This window comes from Aquimarina litoralis (genome assembly GCF_039523995.1).
Taxonomy (GTDB): Bacteria; Bacteroidota; Bacteroidia; order Flavobacteriales; family Flavobacteriaceae; genus Aquimarina; species Aquimarina litoralis.
Map to the genome: position 1 here is coordinate 534853 of NZ_BAAAGE010000001.1, position 24632 is coordinate 559484.

Consider the following 24632-nt stretch of genomic DNA (forward strand, 5'->3'; position numbering starts at 1 on the left):
TAATTGTACTTCCTAAGTAAGCTGTTACAAATTTCTTTTTAGAATCTCTTTATTTATATGAAACTCTTTAATAAACAAGTTGATCCAAACTTAATAATTGCGGTTGGTGTTCTTATTGCTAGTTTTTCAGCACTTTTTATATACATGCGTCAAGCCTCGATAATGAGTGAACAGACAGAAATTCTTTTACAACAAACTAAGGCAAATGCCTGGCCCTATTTAGATCTTTCCTATTCTTATAACAGCAGTGGCAAAAATGATTTGGATAAAATTTTCTCTTTTGCACTCCATAATAAAGGCATTGGTCCTGCTATTATTCAAGACGTTTCTATAACATATAATGATACCCTAGTAAAAAATTGGAAAGAGTTTCACCATGCATTACACATTAATGACTCCTTGTTAGCAATAGGATACAACACCTCTTCTATTAGCAATAAGGTAGTTTCTCCTAATGAAAAAATCCGATTCATTGATTGGTCAAAAAATACCCGATTAGTAGATATTGTAAGAGAAAAAGCGGGTACAATAAAAATTAAAGTTTGTTATAAATCTGTATTCGACGAGTTTTGGAGTGTAGAACGAATTGGTTTTGATGGCATTACTAAGGAAATCAACTATTCACGACCTAAAACTTGTTCTTCTGACGCAGGTAATTTTGAGGATTAAATGAAAGCCTTCTACTGCCAATTATGCGCCCAATCTTTCCACACTACCTCTAAACCTTTAGACCTCAGCATAGTGACCACCTCTTCGGTAGAGCGTTCATCAGAGATTTCGAACTGTTCCAAAGATTGAGGTTCTACAGCATATCCACCTGGATTTGTTTTGGATTCTGCACTTATGGAAGTAATGCCAAGATTGACAATATTTTCTCTAAAAACTTCACTCTCACGAGTAGACATAGATAACTCCACATCTTCATCTAACAATCGAAATGCGCATATTAATTGTACTAAATCCGAATCTGTCATTTCTACTTTAGGCTCTAATCCTCCACTATGCGGTCGTAACCTTGGGAATGATATAGAGTATTTAGTTTTCCAATACGTTTTTTGAAGATATCGAAGATGCAACGCGGTAAAAAAACTATCTGCCCTCCAATCTTCCAACCCAAACAAAGCTCCTAATCCTATTTTATGAATTCCTGCACGCCCTAATCGATCTGGAGTTTCTAACCTATAGTCAAAATTAGACTTTCTCCCTTTTGGGTGATGCTTCTTATACTCTTCTTTATGGTAAGTTTCCTGATACACTAACACTGCATACAAACCACTTTCTATAAGCAACTCGTAATCCGGTTGATCTAATGGCTGCACTTCTATAGTGATATTTGCAAATTTTGACTGAATTAACTGTATCGCATTATTGATATATGATACACCTACAGTTCTATTTGCCTCTCCAGTAACCAATAAAATATGGTCATATCCTTTCGATTTTAAATATGCTACTTCTTCTAGTATTTCCTCATCGGTCAAGGTCCTTCGAGGAATTTTATTAGTCATACTAAAACCGCAATAGGTACAAATGTTTTGACATTCATTACTAAGATACATCGGTGCATACATCTGTATGGTATTCCCAAATCGTTTCTTAGTAAGTTGATAGCTTAATTGCGCCATTTGCTCCAAATACGGTTTTGCAGCTGGAGAAATTAACGCTTTAAAATCCTCAATAGTTCTTTTCGAAGCATATAATGCCTGTTGAACATCTTGTTCATTTTTTTGTAAAATATCGGAAAGCACATCGTTCCAATCAAACTTATCGAATATGTCTTTGAAACTACTCATTCAAAAAACTTGTTAATGGACTACTTGCTTCTGCGTGTTTTTTAACAGGCGCTAATTTTGCGTTATACGCTAGTCTACCTGCTTTGACAGCCATTCTAAAAGCCTCTGCCATCGCAATAGGTTCTTGAGAAACGGCAATCGCCGTATTTACCAATACAGCATCTGCTCCAATTTCCATTGCAAAAGCAGCATGCGATGGACTACCGATACCTGCATCTACGATTACTGGGACGTTACTTTGATCTATGATTATTTCCAAAAAATCAAATGTCTTTAAACCTTTATTACTTCCTATTGGCGCTCCCAAAGGCATAACACATTGCGTTCCTACCTCTTCGAGTCTTTTGCACAAAACAGGATCGGCATGAATATATGGCATCACTACAAATCCTAACTTCACCAATTCTTCTGCTGCTTTTAAAGTTTCTATAGGATCTGGCAACAAATATTTTGGATCAGGATGAATTTCTAATTTGATCCAATTCGTTTCTAACGCTTCCCTTGCCAATTGTGCAGCAAAAACAGCTTCTTTAGCATCTCTAACTCCCGATGTATTTGGTAATAAATTAATTCTGGGATGATCTAAATGCCTTAATATATTATCATTATCATCTTCAACATCTACCCTTTTTAGAGCTACGGTTATCAATTCACTTTCTGATGCTAATAATGATTTTCTCATTAGATCAGAGGAACTAAATTTTCCTGTACCTGTAAATAATCTAGACGAAAACTCTTTATCTGCAATTTTTAATGTATCCATGTTTCTTTTAATTCATTCTCTATGAATCAGCTTTTGACCATTATAAGGTCTTTTAAATTTTGTATTCTTTCTTCTAGTTGTACTTGATTGGTAAGCATTCCGGAAACAGCAATTCCAGATACACCAGTTTCCATAATACCAGCAATATCTTCTTCAACAATACCTCCAATCGCTACAATTGGCATTTCTATTTGTTGAACTCTCAGTTCTGAAGTAATAGATCGATATCCTTCAATTCCAAGAATAGGACTTAATTTTTCTTTGGTTGTGGTATACCTAAAAGGACCAAGGCCAATATAATCAACTCCGTCATTCTTATGTTGTATACAGTCTTGCAATGTATTTGCAGTACCTCCAATAATAAAATTGGGACCTAAAATATTTCTAGCTTCTTTAGGATTCATATCATTTAATCCTAAATGCACTCCATCTGCTTGAGATGCTTGCGCGATACTCACACTATCATTTACAATCATAATCGCTCCATACTGATCACAGATTTCTCTGCATTTTAGAGCTGTTTTTAAAATGGTAGCCGGATCCTCATTTTTAAGACGTAATTGTACCCATCTCACTCCCGCTTCGCACACTTCTCCAATATGCTGTATATGTTCTTGCGGCGAATTTCCTTGCGAAATATATTGTAAACTTACTTCTGTCATATACGTTTATAAATTCTTAACCATTCCAACTCCTTAATTACTGCATTCTATATTCTATGATAGCCCAATAATGTCTTATTAGAGCTTAACACATTTTCTGTATATCTTTTTGCTCTAAAGCATGCTTTCAATAAAGGAAAACCTAAAGCCAAATATGCAGTAACAGCAGATGATAATATACAACCACTACCATGTTTTTCTGTGATTCTATTGCGCTTTGGGTTTAATGTAAAACAATTACCTTTTTTAGTATACAATTCATCCTTACCCACCATTTCTTTACGATGCCCTCCTTTTAGAAGTAGATTCGTATAACCAGAAATATGATTTATAGTTTCTTTTATATTCTTATCAGGATATAGTCTTCCGATCTCTTCATAATTAGGAGTAATTAAGTATATCTTTTGCAAAACTTCTTCAAAGTAATGGTTATCATTTTTAATAGAGGAATGAAAATCATAGGAAGAGCTAGATCTCAATACTGGGTCTAAGACAATTTTTATTTTACTATTTTTTTTCAATAAAAAATCGACAATTTCATACAGTATCTCCCAATTCTGAACAATACCGATCTTCACAAAGTCGATCTTAAATTTTTTAAAAAGAATAGAGATTTGACTTTTCATTACTTCTTTATCAATCCAAATACACTCTTCAAAATCCGTATCGTTTTGTATCGTGTTAGCGGTACACACGGCAAAACCATAACACTTTAAAGCTTCAAAGGTTTTAATATCAGCACTTAATCCAGCTCCTGATGAAGGATCAAAACCGGCAATTGTTAATACATTAGGACGCTTTTTCATACACTTTCAATTCATAATCCTGACAACAGCATCATGAACATCTTTAATCTGAATAAAACTTTTTATTGGATCTTCTGAATTCCAAACACCTCCTAAAATTCCAACCCCTTTAAATCCTAAATCATAGGTTTTTTGTAGTGTGCTTTCATTGATACCGCCCATACCAATTATGGTATGATCCATATCAGTTACATCGAAACCTTTACCTTCATATCCAGCTTTAGATATAGAACCAAAAACAGGACTTAATAGCACATATTCAAAAGCAGCTTTACAGTCCCTAATATCTTCTTTGGAATGAAAAGAACTCGTAACAGAAAAACCTTTGTTTTTATACACTTGAATAGTTATTTCTAAAGCATCTTCCAGATCAATTCTTGCTTGTTCTTGCAGGTGAATCCCTCTTAAATCATACTCTTGTGTTAACTCAGGAAATTGATGTGTCATAATTCTATGATGATACTTTGTTTCTATCTGTTCCAAAAGTGATCGATATCCGTCTATCGTAAATGTAGGTTTACGAAGATGTAATATTTCTAAGCCTTCTTTGAACAATTGATTAATTTGTTCAGCTTCATTTGGCAAAGCCCTTTCTGATGTAAGTACGATGATCATTTTTTCTACTTGCTATTCTATTAGACATGGAATCGGGTACAGGATTCGATGTCCGATACCCAACTTCAAGTACCTTGATGCTTTATAAATAAACTTCGCTTCCTTTTTCTTTAAACTCTTCTGCTTTTTCTTGCATTCCTTGTTCTAACGCTTTTTGATCATCGATCTCCTTTTTAGCTGCATAATCTCGTACTTCTTGAGATATTTTCATCGAGCAGAATTTTGGGCCGCACATACTACAGAAATGTGCAATTTTTGCTCCTTCTGCTGGTAGGGTTTCATCATGATATTCTCTTGCTCTTTCTGGATCTAAGGCCAAGTTGAATTGATCTTCCCATCTGAACTCAAATCGTGCTTTACTCAAAGCATCATCTCTATGTTGTGCTCCTGGATGTCCTTTTGCCAAATCCGCGGCATGTGCTGCTAACTTATAAGTAATCACTCCTGTTCTAACATCTTCCTTATTAGGCAATCCTAAATGCTCTTTTGGAGTTACATAACATAACATAGCAGTACCATACCATCCTATCATTGCCGCTCCAATTCCTGAAGTAATATGATCATATCCTGGCGCAATATCTGTAGTTAAAGGTCCTAATGTATAAAAAGGAGCTTCTCCGCAAGCCTCTAACTGCTTATCCATATTTTGTTTAATCATATGCATAGGCACATGACCTGGTCCTTCAATAAAAGTTTGTACGTCATGCTTCCAGGCAATTTTTGTTAATTCACCTAGTGTTTCTAATTCTGCAAACTGGGCTTCATCATTAGCATCTGCAATACTTCCTGGCCGTAAACCGTCTCCCAATGAAAATGCAACATCATAAGACTTCATGATTTCGCAAATCTCCTCGAAATGAGTATATAAAAAACTCTCTTTATGGTGAGCTAAGCACCATTTTGCCATGATGGATCCTCCTCTAGAAACAATTCCTGTTACTCTTTTGGCAGTCATTGGTACATAAGCTAAACGCACACCAGCATGAATGGTAAAGTAATCTACTCCTTGCTCTGCTTGCTCAATTAAAGTATCTCTAAAAATTTCCCAAGTAAGATCTTCGGCTTTCCCGTTCACTTTTTCTAACGCCTGATAAATTGGTACTGTTCCTATTGGCACAGGAGAGTTACGAACAATCCACTCTCTAGTTTCATGAATATTCTGACCTGTGGAAAGGTCCATAATATTATCAGCTCCCCAACGGCATGCCCATACCGCTTTTTCTACCTCTTCTTCGATACTAGAAGTAGTTGCCGAATTACCAATATTAGCATTAATTTTTACCAAAAAGTTACGCCCTAAAATCATTGGCTCCGCTTCTGGGTGATTGATATTAGAAGGAATTACCGCTCTACCTCTTGCTACTTCTTCTCTTACAAACTCTGCAGTAATCTTCTTAGGAATACTCGCCCCAAAATCCTGACCAGGATGCTGTTTGGCAATTCTAGTAGCTTCCTCTATTTTTTGATTTTCTCTAATGGCAACATATTCCATTTCTGGGGTAATGATTCCTTGTTTTGCATAATACATTTGAGAAACATTCTTACCAGCTTTTGCTCTTTTTGGTTTTCTAAGATGGTTGAATCTTAGGTGATCTAAACTTGGGTCATTTAGCCTTTGATTGCAGTATTCAGAAGAAAAACCATCTAGCTCTTCGACATCACCACGATCTAATATCCATTGCTCTCTTATACGTTCAATTCCGTTATGAACATTAATTTCTTTACTAGGATCTGTATAGGGTCCACTTGTATCATATACTACTACAGGTTCATTTGCTGTTTTTTTACGAGTCATCGAATCTACTGTATCACTCAATTCAATTTCTCGCATCGCCACATTGATCTGCGGGTGGATACTTCCCTTTACATATACTTTTTTAGAGTTTGGAAAAGGTGTTGTTGTAATTTTTTCTTGCTGTGGTGCGGTATCTTTTTTCTTCATAAATATCTCGTTTTAGCTTCTGGTAATCATTTATCTGTAATGTATTTATCCTCCTTGAGTAGCTTGAATTATAGTAATATTATCGCTTACTTTAATTAAAGTCTGGCTCCATTCTTTTTTGGTAACAACTTCATTATTGATTGCTATTGCAATTCCATCTTTAGCAATGGATAACTGCTCTAACAAAGATGTTAAGGAACTATTTTCGGAAATAGTTTTTTCTTGATTATTAACGTTTATGGTCATTCTTAAATCTTAAATCCATAAACTTTAGGTACACACCTATAACGAGAAGAAAAATCACAGACAATAGTGCAGTGACATTAACTTTTCCCTTCATCAGTATTAACTGCATCAGGTTCGAAGGGTATTTCTCAGACTCCTTTTTTTGGAGACACCCCTAAAGTTTATTTGGTAAAGGTAAGGAATCTAAAAATAAATACTGTATCTACTTTCCTATTTATAAACTTTTTATGAAAATCTAAAGTCTAGATACTATAGAAAGACAAGGGTAATTCTTGTTCGAAACACAATGCTATATGTGAGTTGTATCATCAATAAACAAGGTGGTTCCAATGATTTATTGTAAATTTATGAATCGATTAAACAATGCTTCTCATTTTTTGAAGTTAGTATACTAAGAAATAAGTCATTACTATCAATTTAATTCTAATTAAATCGATTATTAGAGATTCCTCTTTTAAAATTGGAAACTCAATACATATAGACAGATGAAAAATACCAAGCGTGCCATAACATCAAAGGTAATTATTAGCTATAGTCTCGCGACCGTTTTGGCTGTTCTTTCTTTTTGGATAATTTATAGTCAATTAAATAACTACACAGAAAGCACCAAAATTAAAAATGAAAATAATGAAAAATTAGTTCTTGTCGGAGAAGCTATTACCAGATTATATGAAGCGGAAAGCCTTACAAGAAATATCATTCAAACTTCTAATAAGAATATGAAATTTCAAAACTACACTGCCAAAGTAGATTCTATTATTAATACGATCGATCAACTTGCATATGTTTCCTCCGATAGTGTTCAGATTAGAAAAATAGATAGTATTAAAATTTTAGTAGATAATAAAAATAAAAACTTTGCAGAGTTAATAGACATTTACAAACAACGTAATCGAAAAGGCACTTATCAAACAGCTATAGATGAGTTGAAAAAAACCAATTCTAACTTCGAAGATTATGACACCAACTATGAAAAACGTTTTAAAGACAAGTCTCCTGATAAGAGAAAACTTTTTTCTAATGTGATAGAATTATTGAAAAAGGACAATGAAAAAAGATTAACCAACGAAACAGTAGAATCTCTTACCAATACCGTAAAGGAAGTACTTGCAGAATTAGAAGCAAAAGACCGGAGATATAGATATGAGATTTGGTATAAAGAAAACAAACTCTTAAAAAATGATCAGGTTATTACTCAAAAATTAAGAGATATTTTAGCTCATATTGAACAAAATGAAAGAAACGAATTTAAAAAGAGATTCCAAGCTTCGAGTGAGGTCATGGATAAAACCTTTACGTTCATCATTATTATCTCTGCAATAAGCCTTGTCATTGCTATTATTTTTATTGTATTAATTACTGGTGATATTTCTAAAAGTCAGAAATTTAGAAATGAATTAGAGAATGAAAAAACATACACAGAGTCCTTATTAAAAACCCGAGAATCTTTAATCAACACGGTTACTCATGATCTACGTTCTCCTCTAAACACAGTGATTGGATATTCTGATTTATTAGAAAAAACAGGATTAAACAATAAGCAAAAACATTATCTAGGTCATCTCAAAAAATCATCGGATTACATTCTACATTTAGTGAATGACTTGCTTGATTTATCAAAATTAGAGGCTGGTAGAATGGTAATAGAGGAATTACCTTTTTCTCCAAAAAAATTAATCGTAAATACCATTACGAGTGTAATGCCGGTAAATGACGCTAAAAATCTTGATATTTTTATTAACACCGAAAAAGAACTTAAAAAACAATATTTAGGAGATCCATTCCGTATTAAGCAAGTACTTACCAATTTGCTTAACAATGCATACAAATTTACAGATGTAGGTTCTATTACCATTGATGCAGAAATTACTGAAAATGGACTTGCAGAAAAGGAACTGAAGATATCCGTAAAAGATACAGGAATAGGCATTACTAAAGAACAACAAAAATATATCTTCGAAGAATTTTCTCAAGGAGATGATGACACTGAAAAAAAGTACGGTGGATTTGGTTTAGGTCTTGCTATCACAAAGAAAATAATCAAACTTCTTAATGGTAAAATCCGTTTAGAAAGCGAACCTAACAAAGGAAGTAATTTTACGTTCTGTATACCTATTAAACTTGCTAAAAATCAAATTCCTGAAGAAGAACATGAAGTAGTGAAAATAAAACACTTCACAAATAAAAAAGCGCTTATTGTAGATGATGACCTAAGTCAATTAGACCTAACTAGTGAAGTCGTATCACTCATGGGGTTATCTTATGATATCTGTGAAAATGGTTTGGATGCTCTCGAGCTCCTCCAAAAAAATAATTATGATCTTATTCTTACTGATATTCAAATGCCCAAAATGGATGGTTTCGAGCTTTTGAAAAATGTAAAAGAAGACTCGAAATATATGGATACTCCAATTATCGCACTTTCGGGCAGAACCGATACTACAGCATCGGAATATGAAGTAGCAGGTTTTTCTAGTAGCTTGCGAAAACCATACGCACCACAGGCACTTATAGATCTGGTAGCATCCGTATTAAAAATTGATGCGCCTGATATTGAATACGAAAACCCAATTACTGATCAGGAAGAAGAATCCGATTATTCTTTAAGTGATCTGATGCTTTTTGCACACGGAGATTCTGAATCTCTTTATGCTATTTTAGAAACCTTTTGCGATAGCACTACAGACCACATAAAAGAATTAAAAACAGCAGTAGCAACTAATGATGGCGATCTAGAACAAATTAAAAGGTTAGCTCATAAAATGCTGCCCATGTTTAAGCAGATAAAAGCCAAAGAAATCGTACCTATATTAGATACACTTGAACATCTGGATAACTACGAACTAAACTCCGAAGAAGTTCTTTCTCTTACCAAAGAAGGAATACAAAAGATAGAAAACCTAATTGATAAGCTTAAAGTGAAACACTAAAGACTTATATCGTATTGCTTTAATTTATTGTAAAGTGTTTTTCTATCTATATCTAGCATGCGTGCAGCTTTTGCTTTATTACCATTAGCTTTTTCTAAGGCATCCAAAATTAATTCTTGTTCATTTTGGTTTTTAAACAGCCCATAGGTTTGTTTCGCATTATGTGAAGCATATGCTACATCATTTGGTAATACATCTAGATTAATCATATCATTTTGCGAAAGTAACACTGATCTTTTTACAATATTTTTTAATTCTCTTAGATTTCCAGGCCAATCATATTTCTTAAATGTATCGAGAACCTCATCTGCAAAACCGACAACATGCTTATCTAACTCTATATTAGATTCTTCGAGAAAATAATTTGCGAACAACATTAAGTCCTCAATTCTATCCTTTAAAGGTGGTACTTTTATTGAAAATTCATTGAGTCTGTGATACAAATCCTCTCTAAATTCTCCTTCTTTTACAGCATTACTTAAATCTTCATTGGTAGCTGCTATTACTCGAATATCTACCTCTATCTCCTTGTTACTTCCAACAGGCTTAATTTTTCTTTCTTGTAATGCCCTTAGCAACTGTACCTGTAATTCATAACTTAGGTTTCCAATTTCATCTAAAAACAAAGTTCCTCCATTCGCTGCTTCAAAATGACCTACCTTATCATTAACAGCACCCGTAAAAGAACCTTTTATATGTCCAAAAAATTCACTGGAAGCAATTTCTTTAGGAATTGCTCCACAATCTACAGGAACAAAAGGTTTATCTGCTCTCTTACTTGCTTTATGAATACTACTAGCCACATATTCTTTTCCTGTACCACTATCTCCAATTACCAAAACCGACATTCTGGTAGGAGCTACTAAAGCTACATATTCATTTAGTTTTTTAGAGGCATCACTAACTCCTTTGACAAAGGAATTATTCTGAGATACTACTACCTCTTCTTTTTTAGAAGACTCTTTTTTAACCGATTGAGGAACATCCTTTACCTTTAAGGCATTTTCTAAAATTTGAAGTATTTTATCTGGATTAAATGGTTTAGAAACATAATCAAAAGCCCCTTGCTTAATAGCACTAACTGCCATATTAATTTCGGCATAACCAGTCATAATAACGACTTGCGTTTTTGGATTTTTTGCTCTAATATCATCTAATAAAGTAATTCCATCTCTATCTGGCAGTCTTACATCTGTAAGGACTATATCAAATGTATGTTCTTGAATTTGTAAAACGGCTTCACTTCCAGAAAATGAGGTTGATACTTCATATCCTTTTTTTTGTAAAAAAGTCTTAAGCATTGTGCAAAAAGCCACATCATCTTCAACAATCAGTAATTTGGACATATGATATCATTTAATTCTAAATGTATTATATAAAATTAAATATTAAAAACATTTAATAATTCTCTTCTTCAAAGAAACGTAAAAAATAAAAAAGAGACCCTTGGGATTGGGTCTCTTTTTAGCACTAAACAACTTTATATCGTCTTTTGGTTGCAAAACGATATCCTTTTCTACCCCTAGATTTAAGATTTGTCGTCTGGCTTAATCCATTCGCCATTAGCGCTTGCAAATACAACTTTAGTATAGTTATCTTTACCTTTAAGGACAATTTTATAGGTATTATCCTTAGATATATAAGCTCTATAAATACGTAAGTTTTCAAAATCCTTAGCGGCTGCATCCTGAACCATCATAGGCAATTCTACAATTTCGATTTCAGTATACTCTTGCAGCTCATATTCATAATCCATAAACTCCCATCCATCATTCTCAGCTAACTCATCCTGTGCTATCACTCCTTGTGCTGAAATAATACTTACTACTATCGCGATGATCATTTGTAAATTTTTCATTTTGTTAATGTGTAAAAACCTGTTTTACGCTTATATAGAAAGGAATAATTGTTCCAAAAAAATAAGTAACATATAAAAAATTACAAAACCCTGTAAAACAGTTAATTACATATTAAATGAAAAATCAAAAAACTGTGGAAACTCGTAAAATCCACATAAAAGTGTAGAAATTTTACACACTTTTAAAGGTTGTAGCTAATTAAAAAAGTGGTTTTTTACGATTTGTTTTTTTTAAGGAGTGTTGTTTTTTATTCTCTAACCTTTTTTTGACAGATGCTTTTGTAGGTTTTGATGGTTTTCTAGACTTTTTCACATGTAAGCTCGCCTTTAAAATATCTAGGAATCTAGTAATCACAAGTTCCTTATTCCTGTGTTGACTTCTTGTATCACCACATTGTAAGATCAAATGACCAGATTTTGTTATTCTAGAAGCAAGCTTATTATAGATCTTTACTTTTTCTTCTTCTGTAATCCCTTTTGAATCTTGTATATGAAAACTAAGCTCTACTTTAGTGGACACCTTATTTACATGTTGACCACCAGCTCCAGAACTTCGAACAGATTTAAATTTCAATTCACTGAGAAGAACGGAAGTATTCACGAAAAAAGTTTTACTTGATGAGCAGATTTAAGCAAATCATTTACAGTTTTAACGGGATTAAAAGTAGTAAGCGGAACCTCCACAAAAACACTAATCCAATTTGCCATAGCACCATTCCATAATCCTGGAAGTTCTAGCGCTTTTAAAACTTTTCCATTTAATGATTTAGTAGTTATGAATCCAGCATTTGGATCAATATATTGCGTTAGGTCAAATTTATTTCCTTTATAGTCTCTAACTCCACAAACCAGATCTACCGGATTAAAATGAGTAGCGCTTTCCAATATTTCACGTTGTCTATGATCCTGTGTATTGATCTGAGGGGTTTCTATAATCTGCAACACTAGCCTTCCATTATCCTTCTTAACCCAAAAAGGCCCTCCTCCTGGTTCTCCTTCATTAATTACCATCCCACAAACTCGGATCGGTCTATTTAAAGATTCCTGTAAAAATTCGATTTTATACTTCTCAGAAAATTTGTCAAAGTCTAAAGGCAAACGAACATTAAGTTGCTCTACCAAGAACTTCTTTATGTCAGTTAGCTCTGCTTCAGTTGGAGGTTTTTTGTCAATAGCATGTAATATTCTAAAAGCTTCTTCCTGAATTTCTATCAACTTACCGGCCAGTATCTTTTTATATCCAGAAACCTCATCCTGATATTTTCTAACGACCACATTATCAATATTCTTTATGTAGATAATATCAGAATCCAGTTCGTTTAAATTTTCGATCAATGCTCCGTGCCCTCCAGGCCTAAAAAACAAGGAACCTTTTTCCGTTCTGAAAGGTTCGTTATTTTCATCTACTGCAATAGTATCTGTTTCTGATTTCTGAAAAGAATAAGTAATAATAAAGTTAGTATCTGTTTTCTCCTCTACCTTTTTCTTAATTCTCTCAAACTCATCTTTAAATGCATCCAAGTGATCTTTTGAAATAGTAAAATGCAGTTTAGAATCTCCATTAACGCTTTTATTATACCCTGCAGCTTCGTATAGATGTTCCTCGAAAGAAGTAGCTATACTATTTGGATATTTATGAAATGGTAATAAACCCTTTGGATATGAACCAAAATTCAAACCTTTTTCTTTTAACATCATCTCAATAAATATATATAACTGACGTCCTTCAGAAAGAGACTCAAAATTAGGATACGAATTCTTCACATCTTGCATTACAGTTTCATAAAAAGGAAACTTTTCTAAACCAATCAGGAATAAACGTATAGCAGTTGCTTTTTCATGATTCGTATAAGAATTTAAACTCTCTTTTTTGTATTCGTAATTATCCAAAAACTTAAATAGGTCTTTGAACATTCTAGTTGCTGCACCAGATGCAGGAACAAACTTAATCGTATCTAAATCTGCGGACTTAGATTCATATAACTTCGTTAATTCTGTTTGATAATGGTCTGAAAACTTCAAAATACCATTCTCTAAACTTGCCGCACTCCTTAATGCAACAAAGGGAATTTCATTTTTAAAGGTTTCTATCTGGGATAATACCCGTTCTACAGTTAATCCTTTTGATGTTATTAGCTTAATATCTTTATCTGTAATATTCACTTTTGTAAATTCTTTTATTAGTCAGAAACAAAAACACAGTATTCAATCTTGTTTTCAATTTTAACAGTTAGTTTCCGCTTCGAAAGCCTATTTGATATTTATTATTCGGTTTATCAATATAAAATAAAAACGTGTAAAACCTAGTTATTTCTATTTTAAAAAATGATTTATATTGGTAAAGCATATACACAGGTAAAGCCTTCAAACTCTAAAAAAGTAATATCATAATAGCTAATTTTGTTTTTATAATGTAAACTTGCCGTTGTAAAAGGCATTCCGAGATTAAATGGTGTTACATGTATGTTTTGCTCAAAACTAAGACCTGCCGTTCCATATAATTTGTACAAAGACTCTTTCGCCCCCCAAATAACCGTCAAAACCCTAACCTTTTCTTCTTGAAATTGCTCCACAAATTCTTGTTCTGATTCCACAAATTTATGAGCAATCCTAACAATCTTATCTCGTTGCTTTTCGATATCAATTCCCACTAATTTATCACTAATTATAACACCAGCAAATTCATAGGAATGTGTAATAGAAATTTGTTTCCCATCTTTTAAATGTGGTTTCCCAAAATCGTCATAATATAAATCATGATCTGTATATCCAAAAATGGCTAATAAATGACGAACACTCATAAATCCTCTTCTATGCAGATCAGATTTCATATTGTCAACTCTATTTTGACAATGGTCCGTAAGTTCAATTCCATCAGACAGATCTTCAAAAGACTCTTCTATCTTCCAAATCAATATATTAGTGGTTTCATCTACTGTTATAGTTTTGTAAAGAGGCATGCGAATTCTTAAAGTTATTATGTACCTTTGCAAACTGAAAATTAGGAGTGAAGACCTTAATTTTCGGGAAACGAATTTAGAATAATTTGGTGCGAAATACTAAAATTATTGCACTTGATAACTATAAAACAGATACTATGAGTACCAAAACAGTACCTTATGTTCCTTACAAAGTTAAAGACATTTCATTAGCTGCTTGGGGGAGAAAAGAAATTGAACTAGCAGAAGCAGAAATGCCAGGTCTTATGTCCTTAAGAGAAGAATATAAAGAGGAACAACCTCTTAAAGGAGCTCGTATTGCAGGTTGTCTACATATGACTATCCAAACCGCAGTATTAATTGAAACATTACAAGCTCTTGGAGCAGAGGTTACTTGGAGTTCATGTAATATTTTTTCTACTCAAGATCAGGCAGCAGCAGCAATTGCAGATGCTGGAATACCGGTGTACGCTTGGAAAGGAATGAATGAAGAAGAATTTGATTGGTGTATAGAACAAACACTGTTTTTTGGAGAAGATCGTAAACCATTAAATATGATTCTGGATGATGGTGGAGATTTAACAAACATGGTATTGGATAAATATCCAGAACTAGTAGATGGTATCAAAGGACTTTCTGAAGAGACTACAACCGGAGTTCACCGTTTATACGAAAGAATGAAAAACGGTACGTTGCCAATGCCAGCAATTAACGTAAATGATTCTGTTACTAAATCTAAATTTGACAACAAATACGGTTGTAAAGAGAGTGCGGTGGATGCAATAAGAAGAGCAACAGATGTAATGTTAGCTGGTAAACGTGTAATTGTTTGTGGATACGGAGATGTTGGTAAAGGAACAGCTGCATCATTTAGAGGTGCTGGTTCTATCGTTACGGTAACCGAAATAGATCCAATCTGTGCTTTACAAGCTGCGATGGACGGTTTCGAAGTTAAAAAACTAGAAACTGTAATCGGAAATGCGGATATTGTAATTACTACTACAGGTAATAAAGACATTGTACAAGGACATCATTTCGAAGCCCTTAAAGACAAAGCAATTGTTTGTAATATTGGACATTTCGATAACGAAATCGATATGGCGTGGTTAAATAAAAACTACGGAAATACAAAAGACACTATCAAACCACAAGTAGATAAGTATAATATCAATGGTAATGATGTGATCATTCTTGCAGAAGGTCGTTTGGTAAATTTAGGATGCGCAACAGGTCACCCAAGTTTTGTAATGAGTAATTCTTTTACCAATCAAACTTTAGCACAAATAGAGCTTTGGAAACATAGCGAAAACTATAAAAATGAAGTATATATGTTACCAAAGCACTTAGATGAAAAGGTAGCTAAACTTCACCTAGCTAAAATCGGAGTAGAATTAACAGAATTACGAAAAGATCAAGCTGAGTATATCGGTGTTACGGTAGAAGGACCTTTTAAACCAGAACATTACAGATACTAATTAGGATAATATCTTAAAACGTATATATTTACAAAAAACTCCTTGTTTAATAAACAAGGAGTTTTTTTATTGGTTTAAGCTATAAAAATTTGTAAACCTAATCTACAATACTAGTATACCATATTTAAGTTAATATTTCCGTTTCCGGAAAATATAACTCATCCATACCGGATCATTTTCTTCAGAAACTACAGATTGACGGTCTACAAACTCCCAATTGGCTGCATTCATATAATTCAACAAATCTGATGTTCCTTCTAAATCTTCAATCTCCTTAATTGTAATTTGTTTGCCCTCTAAAGATTTCTGCTCTTGCACCTTTATTCTTTTTACTTTTCCACTATTATTAGCTTTTTGGACAACTATGATTTCCAAATAATCATATTTTGGTATTTCCTGCGAGGCTACAGCGTTTACAATCAAAAGAAAAACAAAGCAAAGCACAATTCGATTTAGTAGTAATTTCATAAAATTTAGGTTTAAAAGAAGTTTAATTCAAATAAAAAGCCCTTTTCAAGTTTATTTGAAAAGGGCTTCGTCTTTATTACAAAGGAAAATATTCTTATGCTTCAAAAGGAACTATAGAAACATAAGATTTATTATCTTTTTTCTTAGTGAATTTTACTACACCGTCTACTTTAGCATGTAGTGTATGATCTTTACCAGCGTAAACGTTTTCACCTGGCTTATGCGCTGTACCTCTTTGTCTTACAATGATGTTTCCAGCTACGGCAGCTTGTCCACCAAAAATCTTAACACCTAATCGTTTCGATTCTGATTCTCTACCATTCTTCGAACTACCAACTCCTTTTTTATGAGCCATAATTTCTAGGTTTTATTATGTTAAACTTAAAATTGAACGAGTAAATTAAGCTTTACCACCATCCAATTCGTCTTGCCATTTCTTTAATTCGTCCCACTTACCTTCAGCAGCTAATTTTGCTTGTGCAGGCCAAGTGTCTGTTACGTGGTTACCACGTACTTCAGCGATGATTTCTGAAATCTTAGCAGCATCTGTCTTTGCTAAATCAGCAAAAGTAGCGATTCCTGCTTCTACTAATGTAGATGCGATTTTCGGTCCAATACCTTCAATCTTTTTAAGATCATCAGCTTTCGCTGCTTTTTTAGGAGCGGCTTTCTTTGGCGCTTCTACTTTTTTCTCAGCTTTTGTTTTTGGCTCAGCCTTCTTAGTTTCTTTCTTAGGAGCAGCTTTCTTAGCTCCAGAAGCAACAATACTTTCAATTACGATTTCTGTAAGAGATTGACGGTGACCATTTTTTACACGGTAACCTTTACGTCTCTTTTTCTTGAAAACAATAACTTTATCACCTCTTAGGTGTCTTGTGATTTTCGCTCCTACTTGAGCTCCATCTATAGCCGGGGCGCCTAAAGTAACATTATCTCCATCTGCAGTAAGAAGAACTTTATCGAAAGAAACTGTATCTCCTTCTTCTCCTGCTAAACGATGAACAAAAACTTTTTGGTCTTTCGCAACTTTAAATTGCTGCCCTGCTATCTCTACAATTGCGTACATAGCGTAACGTTTAATTAATTTTTTTATATTTAAAGAACAACCGCCTATGAAATAAGCGGATGCAAATATACTGCTAATTAATTAACTGACAAATATTTTAGGCCTTAATAGGGTGAGAATGATGCTTTTTCTTAATATTCCAACTTTCTTTAAATAATTGCATAAAAGATAAGGTAAGCACAAAAGTTGTAGCAAATCCCATAATTGCGGCTACAAACACTACTATACCAACTCCTACATGATAATGCGAACTCCAATTAGCAAGCATTTCGGGAAGAAAGTTAGTATTGATATTCGTAACATATATGGCAAAGAAAATAGTAAAGATTAAAGTAGCATTAAATCCGGTAAATAAACCGGCCATAAATCCTTTTTGGTATTCAAATTCACTGCCTTTTTCTAATTTATAATCCCTCATTGCTCTGTAGAGACCATAAGCAACAATAAAACCATTACCTAGACTAAATGCAGGGTTAGTTTGCACTCCAACTAATGATAAAAGTAAAAAATAAGCAATCAATCCTATTGCAATCAAAACACCATATTTAACAGGAATAGTAGACTTTTTCATAATTTTCTTGTTTAGTTATTACTGTAATTTATAGATAATTAACGGCTTTTAACCTTAAAGAACTGTTAATTTATTAATAACTAGCTATTTACAACGTTAAAATTCTTTTTCGTTTAAATTGTAACAAAACCCGATCTTTGCATACAAATTCAATAAACAAAATTGTTATAAATGAAAACTAAACTTTACACAATTGCTTGTGGACTTCTGATGGCAGTATCAGGAAATGCGCAAGAAGTAGAATACACAGAGTATGACCTAGATAATGGTCTACATGTAATTCTACATCAAGAAAACAAAGCACCTGTTGTAACGGTAGGTGTGATGTATCACGTAGGCGCTAAAGACGAAGAAACTGGAAGAACAGGGTTTGCCCATTTTTTCGAACACTTATTATTTGAGGGTACAAAAAATATAGAAAGAGGAAAATGGTTCGATATCGTTTCTGCCAATGGAGGAAGAAATAATGCAAATACCACTCAAGACAGAACTTACTATTACGAGACTCTGCCTTCTAATAATCTAGAGCTAGGATTATGGATGGAATCAGAACGTATGTTACACCCTGTGATTAATAAGATTGGTGTAGACACTCAAAACGAAGTAGTAAAAGAAGAGAAAAGACAGCGTATTGATAATGCTCCTTATGGGAAGATTATCTACAGAACTGGAATTAACAAATACATCTTCAAAAAACATCCTTATGGACAGTCTGTGATCGGAAGTATGGAAGATTTAGATGCAGCTAAACTTGATGAATTTATTGCTTTCAACAATAAATTCTACAATCCAAATAATGCAACTTTAGTAGTAGCCGGGGATATTCAGATTGAAGACACTAAGAAGATGATTGCTGACTATTTTGGCCCAATAAAAAACACAGGTGATAAAATAACCAGAACCATAATCAAAGAAGATCCTATTACTACAGAAATTAAAGCAACAGAGAAGGATGCCAATATTCAGATTCCTGCAAAAGTATTGGTTTACAGAACACCAAAACAGACCGATAAAGATGCTTATGTATTAAACTACATATCTACAATTCTTACTGGAGGTAATAGCTCTAGAATGTATAAGAATATGGTAGAAGACAAAAAAATGGCATTGCAGGTACTAGCTTTTACAGATGCCCAAGAAGACTATGGAACTTATATTATGGGTGCCTTACCTCTTGGAAATGTAGGTCTGGATAAACTACAGGCAGAAATGGATGCTGAAATCGAAAAATTACAAAACGAATTGATTTCTGAGAGAGAGTTTAAAAAACTTCAAAATCAATTTGAAAATAACTTTGTGAATTCCAATTCCAGTATCGAAGGAATCGCTAATTCATTAGCTAGATACCAAATGTTATATAATGATACTAGTTTGATCAATAAAGAAATTGACATTTACAGATCCATTACAAGAGAAGACATTCAGAACGTTGCAAAAAAATACTTAAATAAAAACCAACGTCTTAATCTTGACTACTTACCTGAGTCGAGCAAATAATAAAAAAGAATATTACGATGAAAAAACATATAATCTTTATCATAGCATTTGTATTGGTTGCTGTTAGTGCTCAGGCGCAAATAGATCGATCTAAAATGCCAAAATCAGGACCTACACCTGTAATTAATTTAGGAGAACCTTATACCTTTAAAATGGGGAATGGTTTAACGGTACTTGTAGTAGAAAATAAAAAGCTACCAAGAATCACAGTAAGCTTGTCCTTAGACAATCCTCCAAATGCAGAAGGAGAAAAAGCCGGAATTGAAGCAATCGCTTCAGAAATGATTGGAAAAGGAACTAAAAACATTAGTAAGGACGCTTTTAACGAAGAAGTTGATTTTCTTGGAGCATTTGTAAATGTTGGCGCATCTGGTGGTTTTGCGCAGTCATTATCAAAATACTCTGACAGAATCATTGAACTGTTCGCAGATGCTTCTTTAAATCCAAATTTCACACAAGAAGAATTGGATTTAGAAAAAAAGAAACTTATTGAAGGAATTAAATCTGGAGAAAATAGTGCTGAAGCTGTTGCAAGTAGAGTACGAAGTGTTTTAGCTTATGGGAAAAACCATCCTGCAGGAGAATACATAACGGAAAAAACTGTAAGTAATATTACACTAGCAGATGTAGAAACGTATTACAGAAAAAACTTTGTTCCTGCTAATGCCTATATGGTAATTAGTGGTGATATCAATAATGACAAAGCAAAAGAGCTTGTAGAAAAACACTTCACTTCATGGACCTCTGGAAAAGCACCTTCTTTTGGCATTCCTGATGTAAAAGATGCTCAATACAGACAGATCAACTTTATCGATATGCCTAACGCTGTACAAACAGAAATGGCAGTTATGAATATTTCTGATCTTAAAATGGCTGATGAAGACCATCATGCCGCATTGGTTACTAACTATATCCTTGGAGGATCTTTTGGTAGTTATGTAAATATGAATTTAAGAGAGGAACACGGATACACTTACGGTGCAAGATCGACAATGCCTAGAAATAAAAATTTCAAGACTGCATTTCGAGTTACTGCCAAAGTAAGAAACATGGTAACCGATAGTGCCGTTGTAGAAACACTAAAAGAAATCAAAAGAATCAGAACGGAAGATGTTGATGATGAAGTATTAAAAAATGCAAAGGCAAAATTCTTAGGAAATTTTATCTTAGCTTCTGAAAACGACAGAACAATTGCTTCTAGAAGTATTGATATCAAAACTCAGAATCTTCCAAAAGATTTCTATGAAACTTTTATTGCTAAAATTAATGCGGTTAGTAAAGCAGATATTAAAAGAATAGCGAACAAGTATTTTAATTTAGACAAAGCAAGAATTGTATTAGTCGGTAAAGGAAGTGATGTTCTTGAAAACCTTGAAAAAATCCAATTCGAAGGAAAGAAAATCCCTATCCTATATTTTGATAAATTCGGAAATAAAACCGAAAAACCAGACTATAATGCCGCGCTACCAGAAGGAATTACCGCTCAATCTGTTTTTGATGCTTATTTCAAAGCAATTGGAGGAAAAGATAAATTAGAAGGAGTTACTTCTACATTTACAACTGCTCAAGCGTCTATGGGAGGAGCCACGCTTGATATGATCCTTAAAGTAACGTCTAAAAACCAAACTCTTTCTAATATCTTATTTGGTGGAAATTCGGTAAACAAAAATGTTTTTGATGGAACTAAAGGATATGTCATGGCACAAGGGCAAAAAATCGACTATACCGAAGCTCAAATTGCTGATGCCAAAAAGGATTCGCATCCATTTTCTGAATTAAAGAATACAGATGCTACGCTAGAAGGCATAGAACCATATGAAAACGGAAAAGCATACAAGGTAAAAGTAAGTGATAAGAAAACTTCATTCTTTGATACCGAAACAGGACTTAAAGTAAAGGATATCGTTATCCAAGAACAAGGAGGACAAAAGATTCCTTCTACTGTTGGATATAGCAACTATAAAGAGGTAAACGGAATTAAGTTCCCACATACCATCTCCATTGCTGCTGGTCCTCAGAAATTCGATTTTAATGTTTCTAAAATTAAAGTGAACGAAGGAGTAAGCGATGAAGATTTTAAATAAAATCTAATTCAAGAAAAAAGATAATAAAGGTTCGTAGCAATACGGGCCTTTATTTTTTCCTGTTAGCAATGTACACTCCAAGAATAATGACTCCTGCTGCCAATACCTGATAAAAAGAAAACTCTTCTCCATCTAACAATCCCCACATCAATGCCACGATAGGTATGGTGTAGGTAACAGAAGTGGCAAAAACAGGACTGCTAATCTGCACTAATTTATTGAATAATATTTTTGCGATACCAGTACCTACAACCGCAAGTATGGATATATACATCAAACTGGTATGTACTTCTGGACTTTGAACAACTTTAGCTTCAAAAAAATCTGAATAAAATAAAACAATTAATGAAGGAATAACCAACACGATAAAATTACCATTGGCAATGGCAATTGGAGAAATCTGTTGCATATACCTTTTTATAATATTCACGTTGGTAGCATAACAAACCGAAGCACAAAGGACTAAACCGGCATACCAATAGTTTTGATTTGGATTCACAGAAGCTCCTTCTAATATAAGTGCTAAACAACCTATTAAACCAACGATGACTCCAATAAGCTGATTTCTACTAAAGTTTATAGAAAATAGCACAACTCCTAATATTAATGTAACTAGAGGAGTAGTCGAATTAAGTACCGATACTACACCACTATCTATTTCGGTTTCTGCAAAAGCAAAAAGAAATGCAGGAATAAAGGTTCCTAAAAAACCTGATATTATCACCCATTTCCATTCTTCCTTTTTAATGGTTTTCATACTACGAAAACCTATCAAAAACAAAAATGCCGCAGCAAACAAGGTTCTCAATGCACCTAACTGCATTGGTGTAAGTCCAATCAAAGATTTTTTGATCAAAATAAACGAGCTACCCCATACTAACGACAATATCGCCAGATATATCCATTTAAGCTTAGTCTGTTGCATTGATAATTAATAAGCTGTAAAAATCAATAAAATAAATAAGCTACAATTCGTTATATAGAAAAATTAACGAACGTTTAGCGTTATTCTTTCCACTGCACTGTTTCCATAAAATGGATTACATCATTTCTAAGATATTTTGCAGCAGGAAGAATCGAATCGTAGTTAGGTTTCACTTTAAAATAAACCGAACCAGAGACAAAATGCTGAACACTATCCGTTAGGTAAAACTGGCAAGAAGAAGCTGCATTTCCAGTTACTTCATATATCCTTCCATAAACCTTTTTCTCAGGATATACAAAATCCTTAGGTTGTATCGCATCAGCTTTTATAAAATGCTCCTGAGTAAGATTTTGAGCGTCACGTAATAAGGAATCTAAATTTTTATCAATGTCATAGTACGACAAATAGATCGTAGCTTTTAGCTGTGGGTATTCTAGATTATACCAACAGGCTTTTTTATTTCTTGCTTTTTGAAAAGAAGCCGAACTATTTTTTTCAAACGAATAAGAACAGTCTAACAATGCTTTTTCATATTTTGGAGATGGATATGATAAACGTAACATTGCTTTTGGTTTTGGCAAGGTCTCACCACCACATGAATACAATACTCCTAGTATTATAGAAGTCAAAAATATGTATAGCCTACTCTTCTTCATTAATTGTTAGTTTTACCCTCTTAATACGCTTATTATCCAAGGATTCTATTTTAAAAACGTACTGTTCCAGCATTATTGTATCATTTCTCTTCGGAAAACTACCTGATATTTCTAGTAATAAACCAGCAATCGTTTCTGCATCCCCTTTTTTATTTTCAAAAATAGAATGATCCTCTAGTTTTAGTATTTTATAAAAATCTTTTAGCGATGTTCTTCCTTCGAATACATAATTTTGATCATCCAATTTAGAAAACACCAGATCTTCATCATCAAATTCATCACTAATATCTCCTACGATCTCCTCGATAATATCTTCTAAAGAAATTAGCCCACTAGTACCTCCATACTCATCTACAACAATAGCTAAGTGGTTCTTTTTATCTTTAAAATCATTTAGTAAATCATCCAATTTTTTGTTTTCAGGAACAAAATAGGGATCCCTAACCAAACTAACCCAATCGAAGTTTTTATGATTGATGTAAGGCAAAAGGTCTTTTACGTATAAAATCCCAATTACTTTATCGATACTATCTTCATATACAGGAATACGCGAATATCCCTGTTTTATTACCTCCGGAAGTACCTCTGCATATTTCTTTTCTTTATTTAACGCAAAAATATCGATCCTAGGTTTCATCACTTGCTTCGTATCTGTATTTCCAAAAGATACAATCCCTTCTAAAATTTTCTTTTCTTCGGAAGTAGTATCGGTATCTGATGTTAACTCCAATGCCTGTGATAGTTGATCCACGCTAATATTGGATTTTTGCTTTCCTAACCTATTATGAATTCGCAAAGTAACACCACGCATAGGCAAACTAATTGGGGTAATGATCCAATCTAGAAATTGCAAAGGACGCGCCATAAAATTTGCAAATTTCACCTTGTTTCTACTCGCATATATCTTTGGTAGTATTTCTCCGAATAATAAAATTAGGAAGGCTACCAAAATTACTTCTACCACAAATCGAACATCGATCCAAGTGGCCCAAGGAATTACTAAATCATCAAGATCTTTAAAAAACACCTCTCCTAGAGTATTAAAAAGCAATACAATAGCAATATTGATGAAGTTATTAGCTACCAAAATCGTAGCCAATAGTTTTTTTGGCTTGCTTAGTAGTTTTGAGATAATTTTTTGATGTATTGTTTCTTCTTCTCCTTCAGTTTTTAGATCAGAAGGCGTAAGCGAAAATAAAGACACTTCGCTACCGGAGATCAATGCCGAGCAGATCAATAGTATAACAAGGACAATCAGATTGATTGCCTGCATGGAATCAAAAGTTGTTAAAACAATAAATAACGGTTCAGGATCAGGATCCAAATTATAGCTCTT

At 33.5% G+C, this 24632-nt stretch carries 24 protein-coding genes and 1 riboswitch; of the genes, 5 read left to right on the forward strand and 19 right to left on the reverse strand.

Annotation, left to right across the window (positions count from 1 at the left end; all coding sequences use genetic code 11):
- Positions 1-57: 57 nt before the first annotated feature.
- Positions 58-669: a hypothetical protein gene (locus ABD077_RS01985; protein WP_343909985.1), complete on the forward strand. Its 612-nt coding sequence runs from the start codon at positions 58-60 to the stop codon at positions 667-669.
- Positions 670-680: 11 nt separating this feature from the next.
- On the opposite strand, the gene thiH is transcribed toward ABD077_RS01985, so the two are convergent.
- The 7 genes from thiH to thiS all read right to left on the reverse strand — a co-directional run bounded on the left by thiH (position 681) and on the right by thiS (position 6827).
- Entirely contained in the window at positions 681-1793 is a 1113-nt protein-coding gene (gene thiH / locus ABD077_RS01990) for a 2-iminoacetate synthase ThiH (protein ID WP_343909987.1), read from the reverse strand.
- Positions 1786-2556 carry a thiazole synthase gene (locus ABD077_RS01995; protein ID WP_343909989.1) on the reverse strand — a complete coding sequence of 257 codons (771 nt, stop codon included), beginning with the start codon at positions 2554-2556 and terminating at the stop codon, positions 1786-1788. The genes thiH and ABD077_RS01995 overlap by 8 nt, the downstream gene beginning before the upstream one ends.
- Before the next feature lie 26 nt (positions 2557-2582).
- On the reverse strand, positions 2583-3218 hold the full coding sequence (locus ABD077_RS02000; protein ID WP_343909991.1) for a thiamine phosphate synthase: 636 nt from the start codon (positions 3216-3218) through the stop codon (positions 2583-2585).
- A gap of 47 nt (positions 3219-3265) precedes the next feature.
- Positions 3266-4024: a hydroxymethylpyrimidine/phosphomethylpyrimidine kinase gene (locus ABD077_RS02005; RefSeq protein ID WP_343909993.1), complete on the reverse strand. Its 759-nt coding sequence runs from the start codon at positions 4022-4024 to the stop codon at positions 3266-3268.
- Positions 4025-4030: 6 nt separating this feature from the next.
- Positions 4031-4639: a thiamine phosphate synthase gene (locus ABD077_RS02010; RefSeq protein ID WP_343909995.1), complete on the reverse strand. Its 609-nt coding sequence runs from the start codon at positions 4637-4639 to the stop codon at positions 4031-4033.
- A gap of 82 nt (positions 4640-4721) precedes the next feature.
- A complete protein-coding gene (gene thiC / locus ABD077_RS02015; RefSeq protein WP_299605027.1) occupies positions 4722-6581 on the reverse strand; it encodes a phosphomethylpyrimidine synthase ThiC in 1860 nt (619 codons plus the stop codon).
- Between the two features lie 45 nt (positions 6582-6626).
- A complete protein-coding gene (gene thiS / locus ABD077_RS02020) occupies positions 6627-6827 on the reverse strand; it encodes a sulfur carrier protein ThiS (protein ID WP_343909998.1) in 201 nt (66 codons plus the stop codon).
- A 68-nt stretch (positions 6828-6895) separates the two neighbouring features.
- A riboswitch (TPP riboswitch) is annotated at positions 6896-6993 on the reverse strand.
- A 319-nt stretch (positions 6994-7312) separates the two neighbouring features.
- Here thiS and ABD077_RS02025 point away from each other — a divergent pair.
- Positions 7313-9757 (forward strand): ATP-binding protein, encoded by a 2445-nt coding sequence (locus ABD077_RS02025; protein WP_343910000.1) that lies wholly within the window; start codon positions 7313-7315, stop codon positions 9755-9757.
- On the opposite strand, the gene ABD077_RS02030 is transcribed toward ABD077_RS02025, so the two are convergent.
- The 5 genes from ABD077_RS02030 to ABD077_RS02050 all read right to left on the reverse strand — a co-directional run bounded on the left by ABD077_RS02030 (position 9754) and on the right by ABD077_RS02050 (position 14575).
- On the reverse strand, positions 9754-11103 hold the full coding sequence (locus ABD077_RS02030; RefSeq protein WP_343910002.1) for a sigma-54-dependent transcriptional regulator: 1350 nt from the start codon (positions 11101-11103) through the stop codon (positions 9754-9756). The two genes, ABD077_RS02025 and ABD077_RS02030, sit on opposite strands and share 4 nt — an antisense overlap.
- 182 nt (positions 11104-11285) lie before the next feature.
- Positions 11286-11615 (reverse strand): hypothetical protein, encoded by a 330-nt coding sequence (locus ABD077_RS02035; RefSeq protein WP_299605019.1) that lies wholly within the window; start codon positions 11613-11615, stop codon positions 11286-11288.
- Between the two features lie 199 nt (positions 11616-11814).
- Positions 11815-12216: an alternative ribosome rescue aminoacyl-tRNA hydrolase ArfB gene (arfB, locus tag ABD077_RS02040; protein WP_343910004.1), complete on the reverse strand. Its 402-nt coding sequence runs from the start codon at positions 12214-12216 to the stop codon at positions 11815-11817.
- The gene (locus ABD077_RS02045) at positions 12213-13778 is read right to left on the reverse strand and encodes a DUF4301 family protein (protein ID WP_299605015.1); all 1566 of its coding nucleotides are present in this window, start codon (positions 13776-13778) and stop codon (positions 12213-12215) included. The genes arfB and ABD077_RS02045 overlap by 4 nt, the downstream gene beginning before the upstream one ends.
- Before the next feature lie 167 nt (positions 13779-13945).
- Entirely contained in the window at positions 13946-14575 is a 630-nt protein-coding gene (locus tag ABD077_RS02050; protein ID WP_299897730.1) for a 4'-phosphopantetheinyl transferase family protein, read from the reverse strand.
- A 137-nt stretch (positions 14576-14712) separates the two neighbouring features.
- Between ABD077_RS02050 and ahcY the strand changes: the two genes are divergently transcribed.
- A complete protein-coding gene (gene ahcY / locus ABD077_RS02055) occupies positions 14713-16029 on the forward strand; it encodes an adenosylhomocysteinase (RefSeq protein WP_343910005.1) in 1317 nt (438 codons plus the stop codon).
- A 129-nt stretch (positions 16030-16158) separates the two neighbouring features.
- Here the strand turns inward: ahcY and ABD077_RS02060 are convergent, their stop codons facing one another.
- The 4 genes from ABD077_RS02060 to ABD077_RS02075 form a co-directional block, all read right to left on the reverse strand.
- Positions 16159-16497, reverse strand: a complete 339-nt coding sequence (locus tag ABD077_RS02060; RefSeq protein WP_343910006.1) for a hypothetical protein — start codon at positions 16495-16497, stop codon at positions 16159-16161.
- A gap of 94 nt (positions 16498-16591) precedes the next feature.
- Positions 16592-16852 (reverse strand): 50S ribosomal protein L27, encoded by a 261-nt coding sequence (gene rpmA / locus ABD077_RS02065; RefSeq protein WP_211073876.1) that lies wholly within the window; start codon positions 16850-16852, stop codon positions 16592-16594.
- A gap of 45 nt (positions 16853-16897) precedes the next feature.
- A complete protein-coding gene (gene rplU, locus ABD077_RS02070) occupies positions 16898-17563 on the reverse strand; it encodes a 50S ribosomal protein L21 (protein WP_343910009.1) in 666 nt (221 codons plus the stop codon).
- Between the two features lie 97 nt (positions 17564-17660).
- Entirely contained in the window at positions 17661-18134 is a 474-nt protein-coding gene (locus tag ABD077_RS02075) for a DUF4199 domain-containing protein (RefSeq protein WP_343910011.1), read from the reverse strand.
- Positions 18135-18305: 171 nt separating this feature from the next.
- On the opposite strand from ABD077_RS02075, the gene ABD077_RS02080 reads away from it, so the two are divergent.
- On the forward strand, positions 18306-19631 hold the full coding sequence (locus ABD077_RS02080) for a M16 family metallopeptidase (protein ID WP_343910013.1): 1326 nt from the start codon (positions 18306-18308) through the stop codon (positions 19629-19631).
- Between the two features lie 17 nt (positions 19632-19648).
- On the forward strand, positions 19649-21715 hold the full coding sequence (locus ABD077_RS02085; RefSeq protein ID WP_343910015.1) for a M16 family metallopeptidase: 2067 nt from the start codon (positions 19649-19651) through the stop codon (positions 21713-21715).
- 49 nt (positions 21716-21764) lie between these two features.
- On the opposite strand, the gene ABD077_RS02090 is transcribed toward ABD077_RS02085, so the two are convergent.
- The 3 genes from ABD077_RS02090 to ABD077_RS02100 all read right to left on the reverse strand — a co-directional run bounded on the left by ABD077_RS02090 (position 21765) and on the right by ABD077_RS02100 (position 24620).
- Complete coding sequence (locus tag ABD077_RS02090) at positions 21765-22640, reverse strand: DMT family transporter (protein ID WP_343910017.1); 876 nt, start codon at positions 22638-22640, stop codon at positions 21765-21767.
- An 80-nt stretch (positions 22641-22720) separates the two neighbouring features.
- Complete coding sequence (gene gldD / locus ABD077_RS02095; RefSeq protein WP_343910019.1) at positions 22721-23296, reverse strand: gliding motility lipoprotein GldD; 576 nt, start codon at positions 23294-23296, stop codon at positions 22721-22723.
- Complete coding sequence (locus tag ABD077_RS02100; RefSeq protein WP_343910020.1) at positions 23283-24620, reverse strand: gliding motility-associated protein GldE; 1338 nt, start codon at positions 24618-24620, stop codon at positions 23283-23285. The genes gldD and ABD077_RS02100 overlap by 14 nt, the downstream gene beginning before the upstream one ends.
- Between the last annotated feature and the right edge of the window lie 12 nt (positions 24621-24632).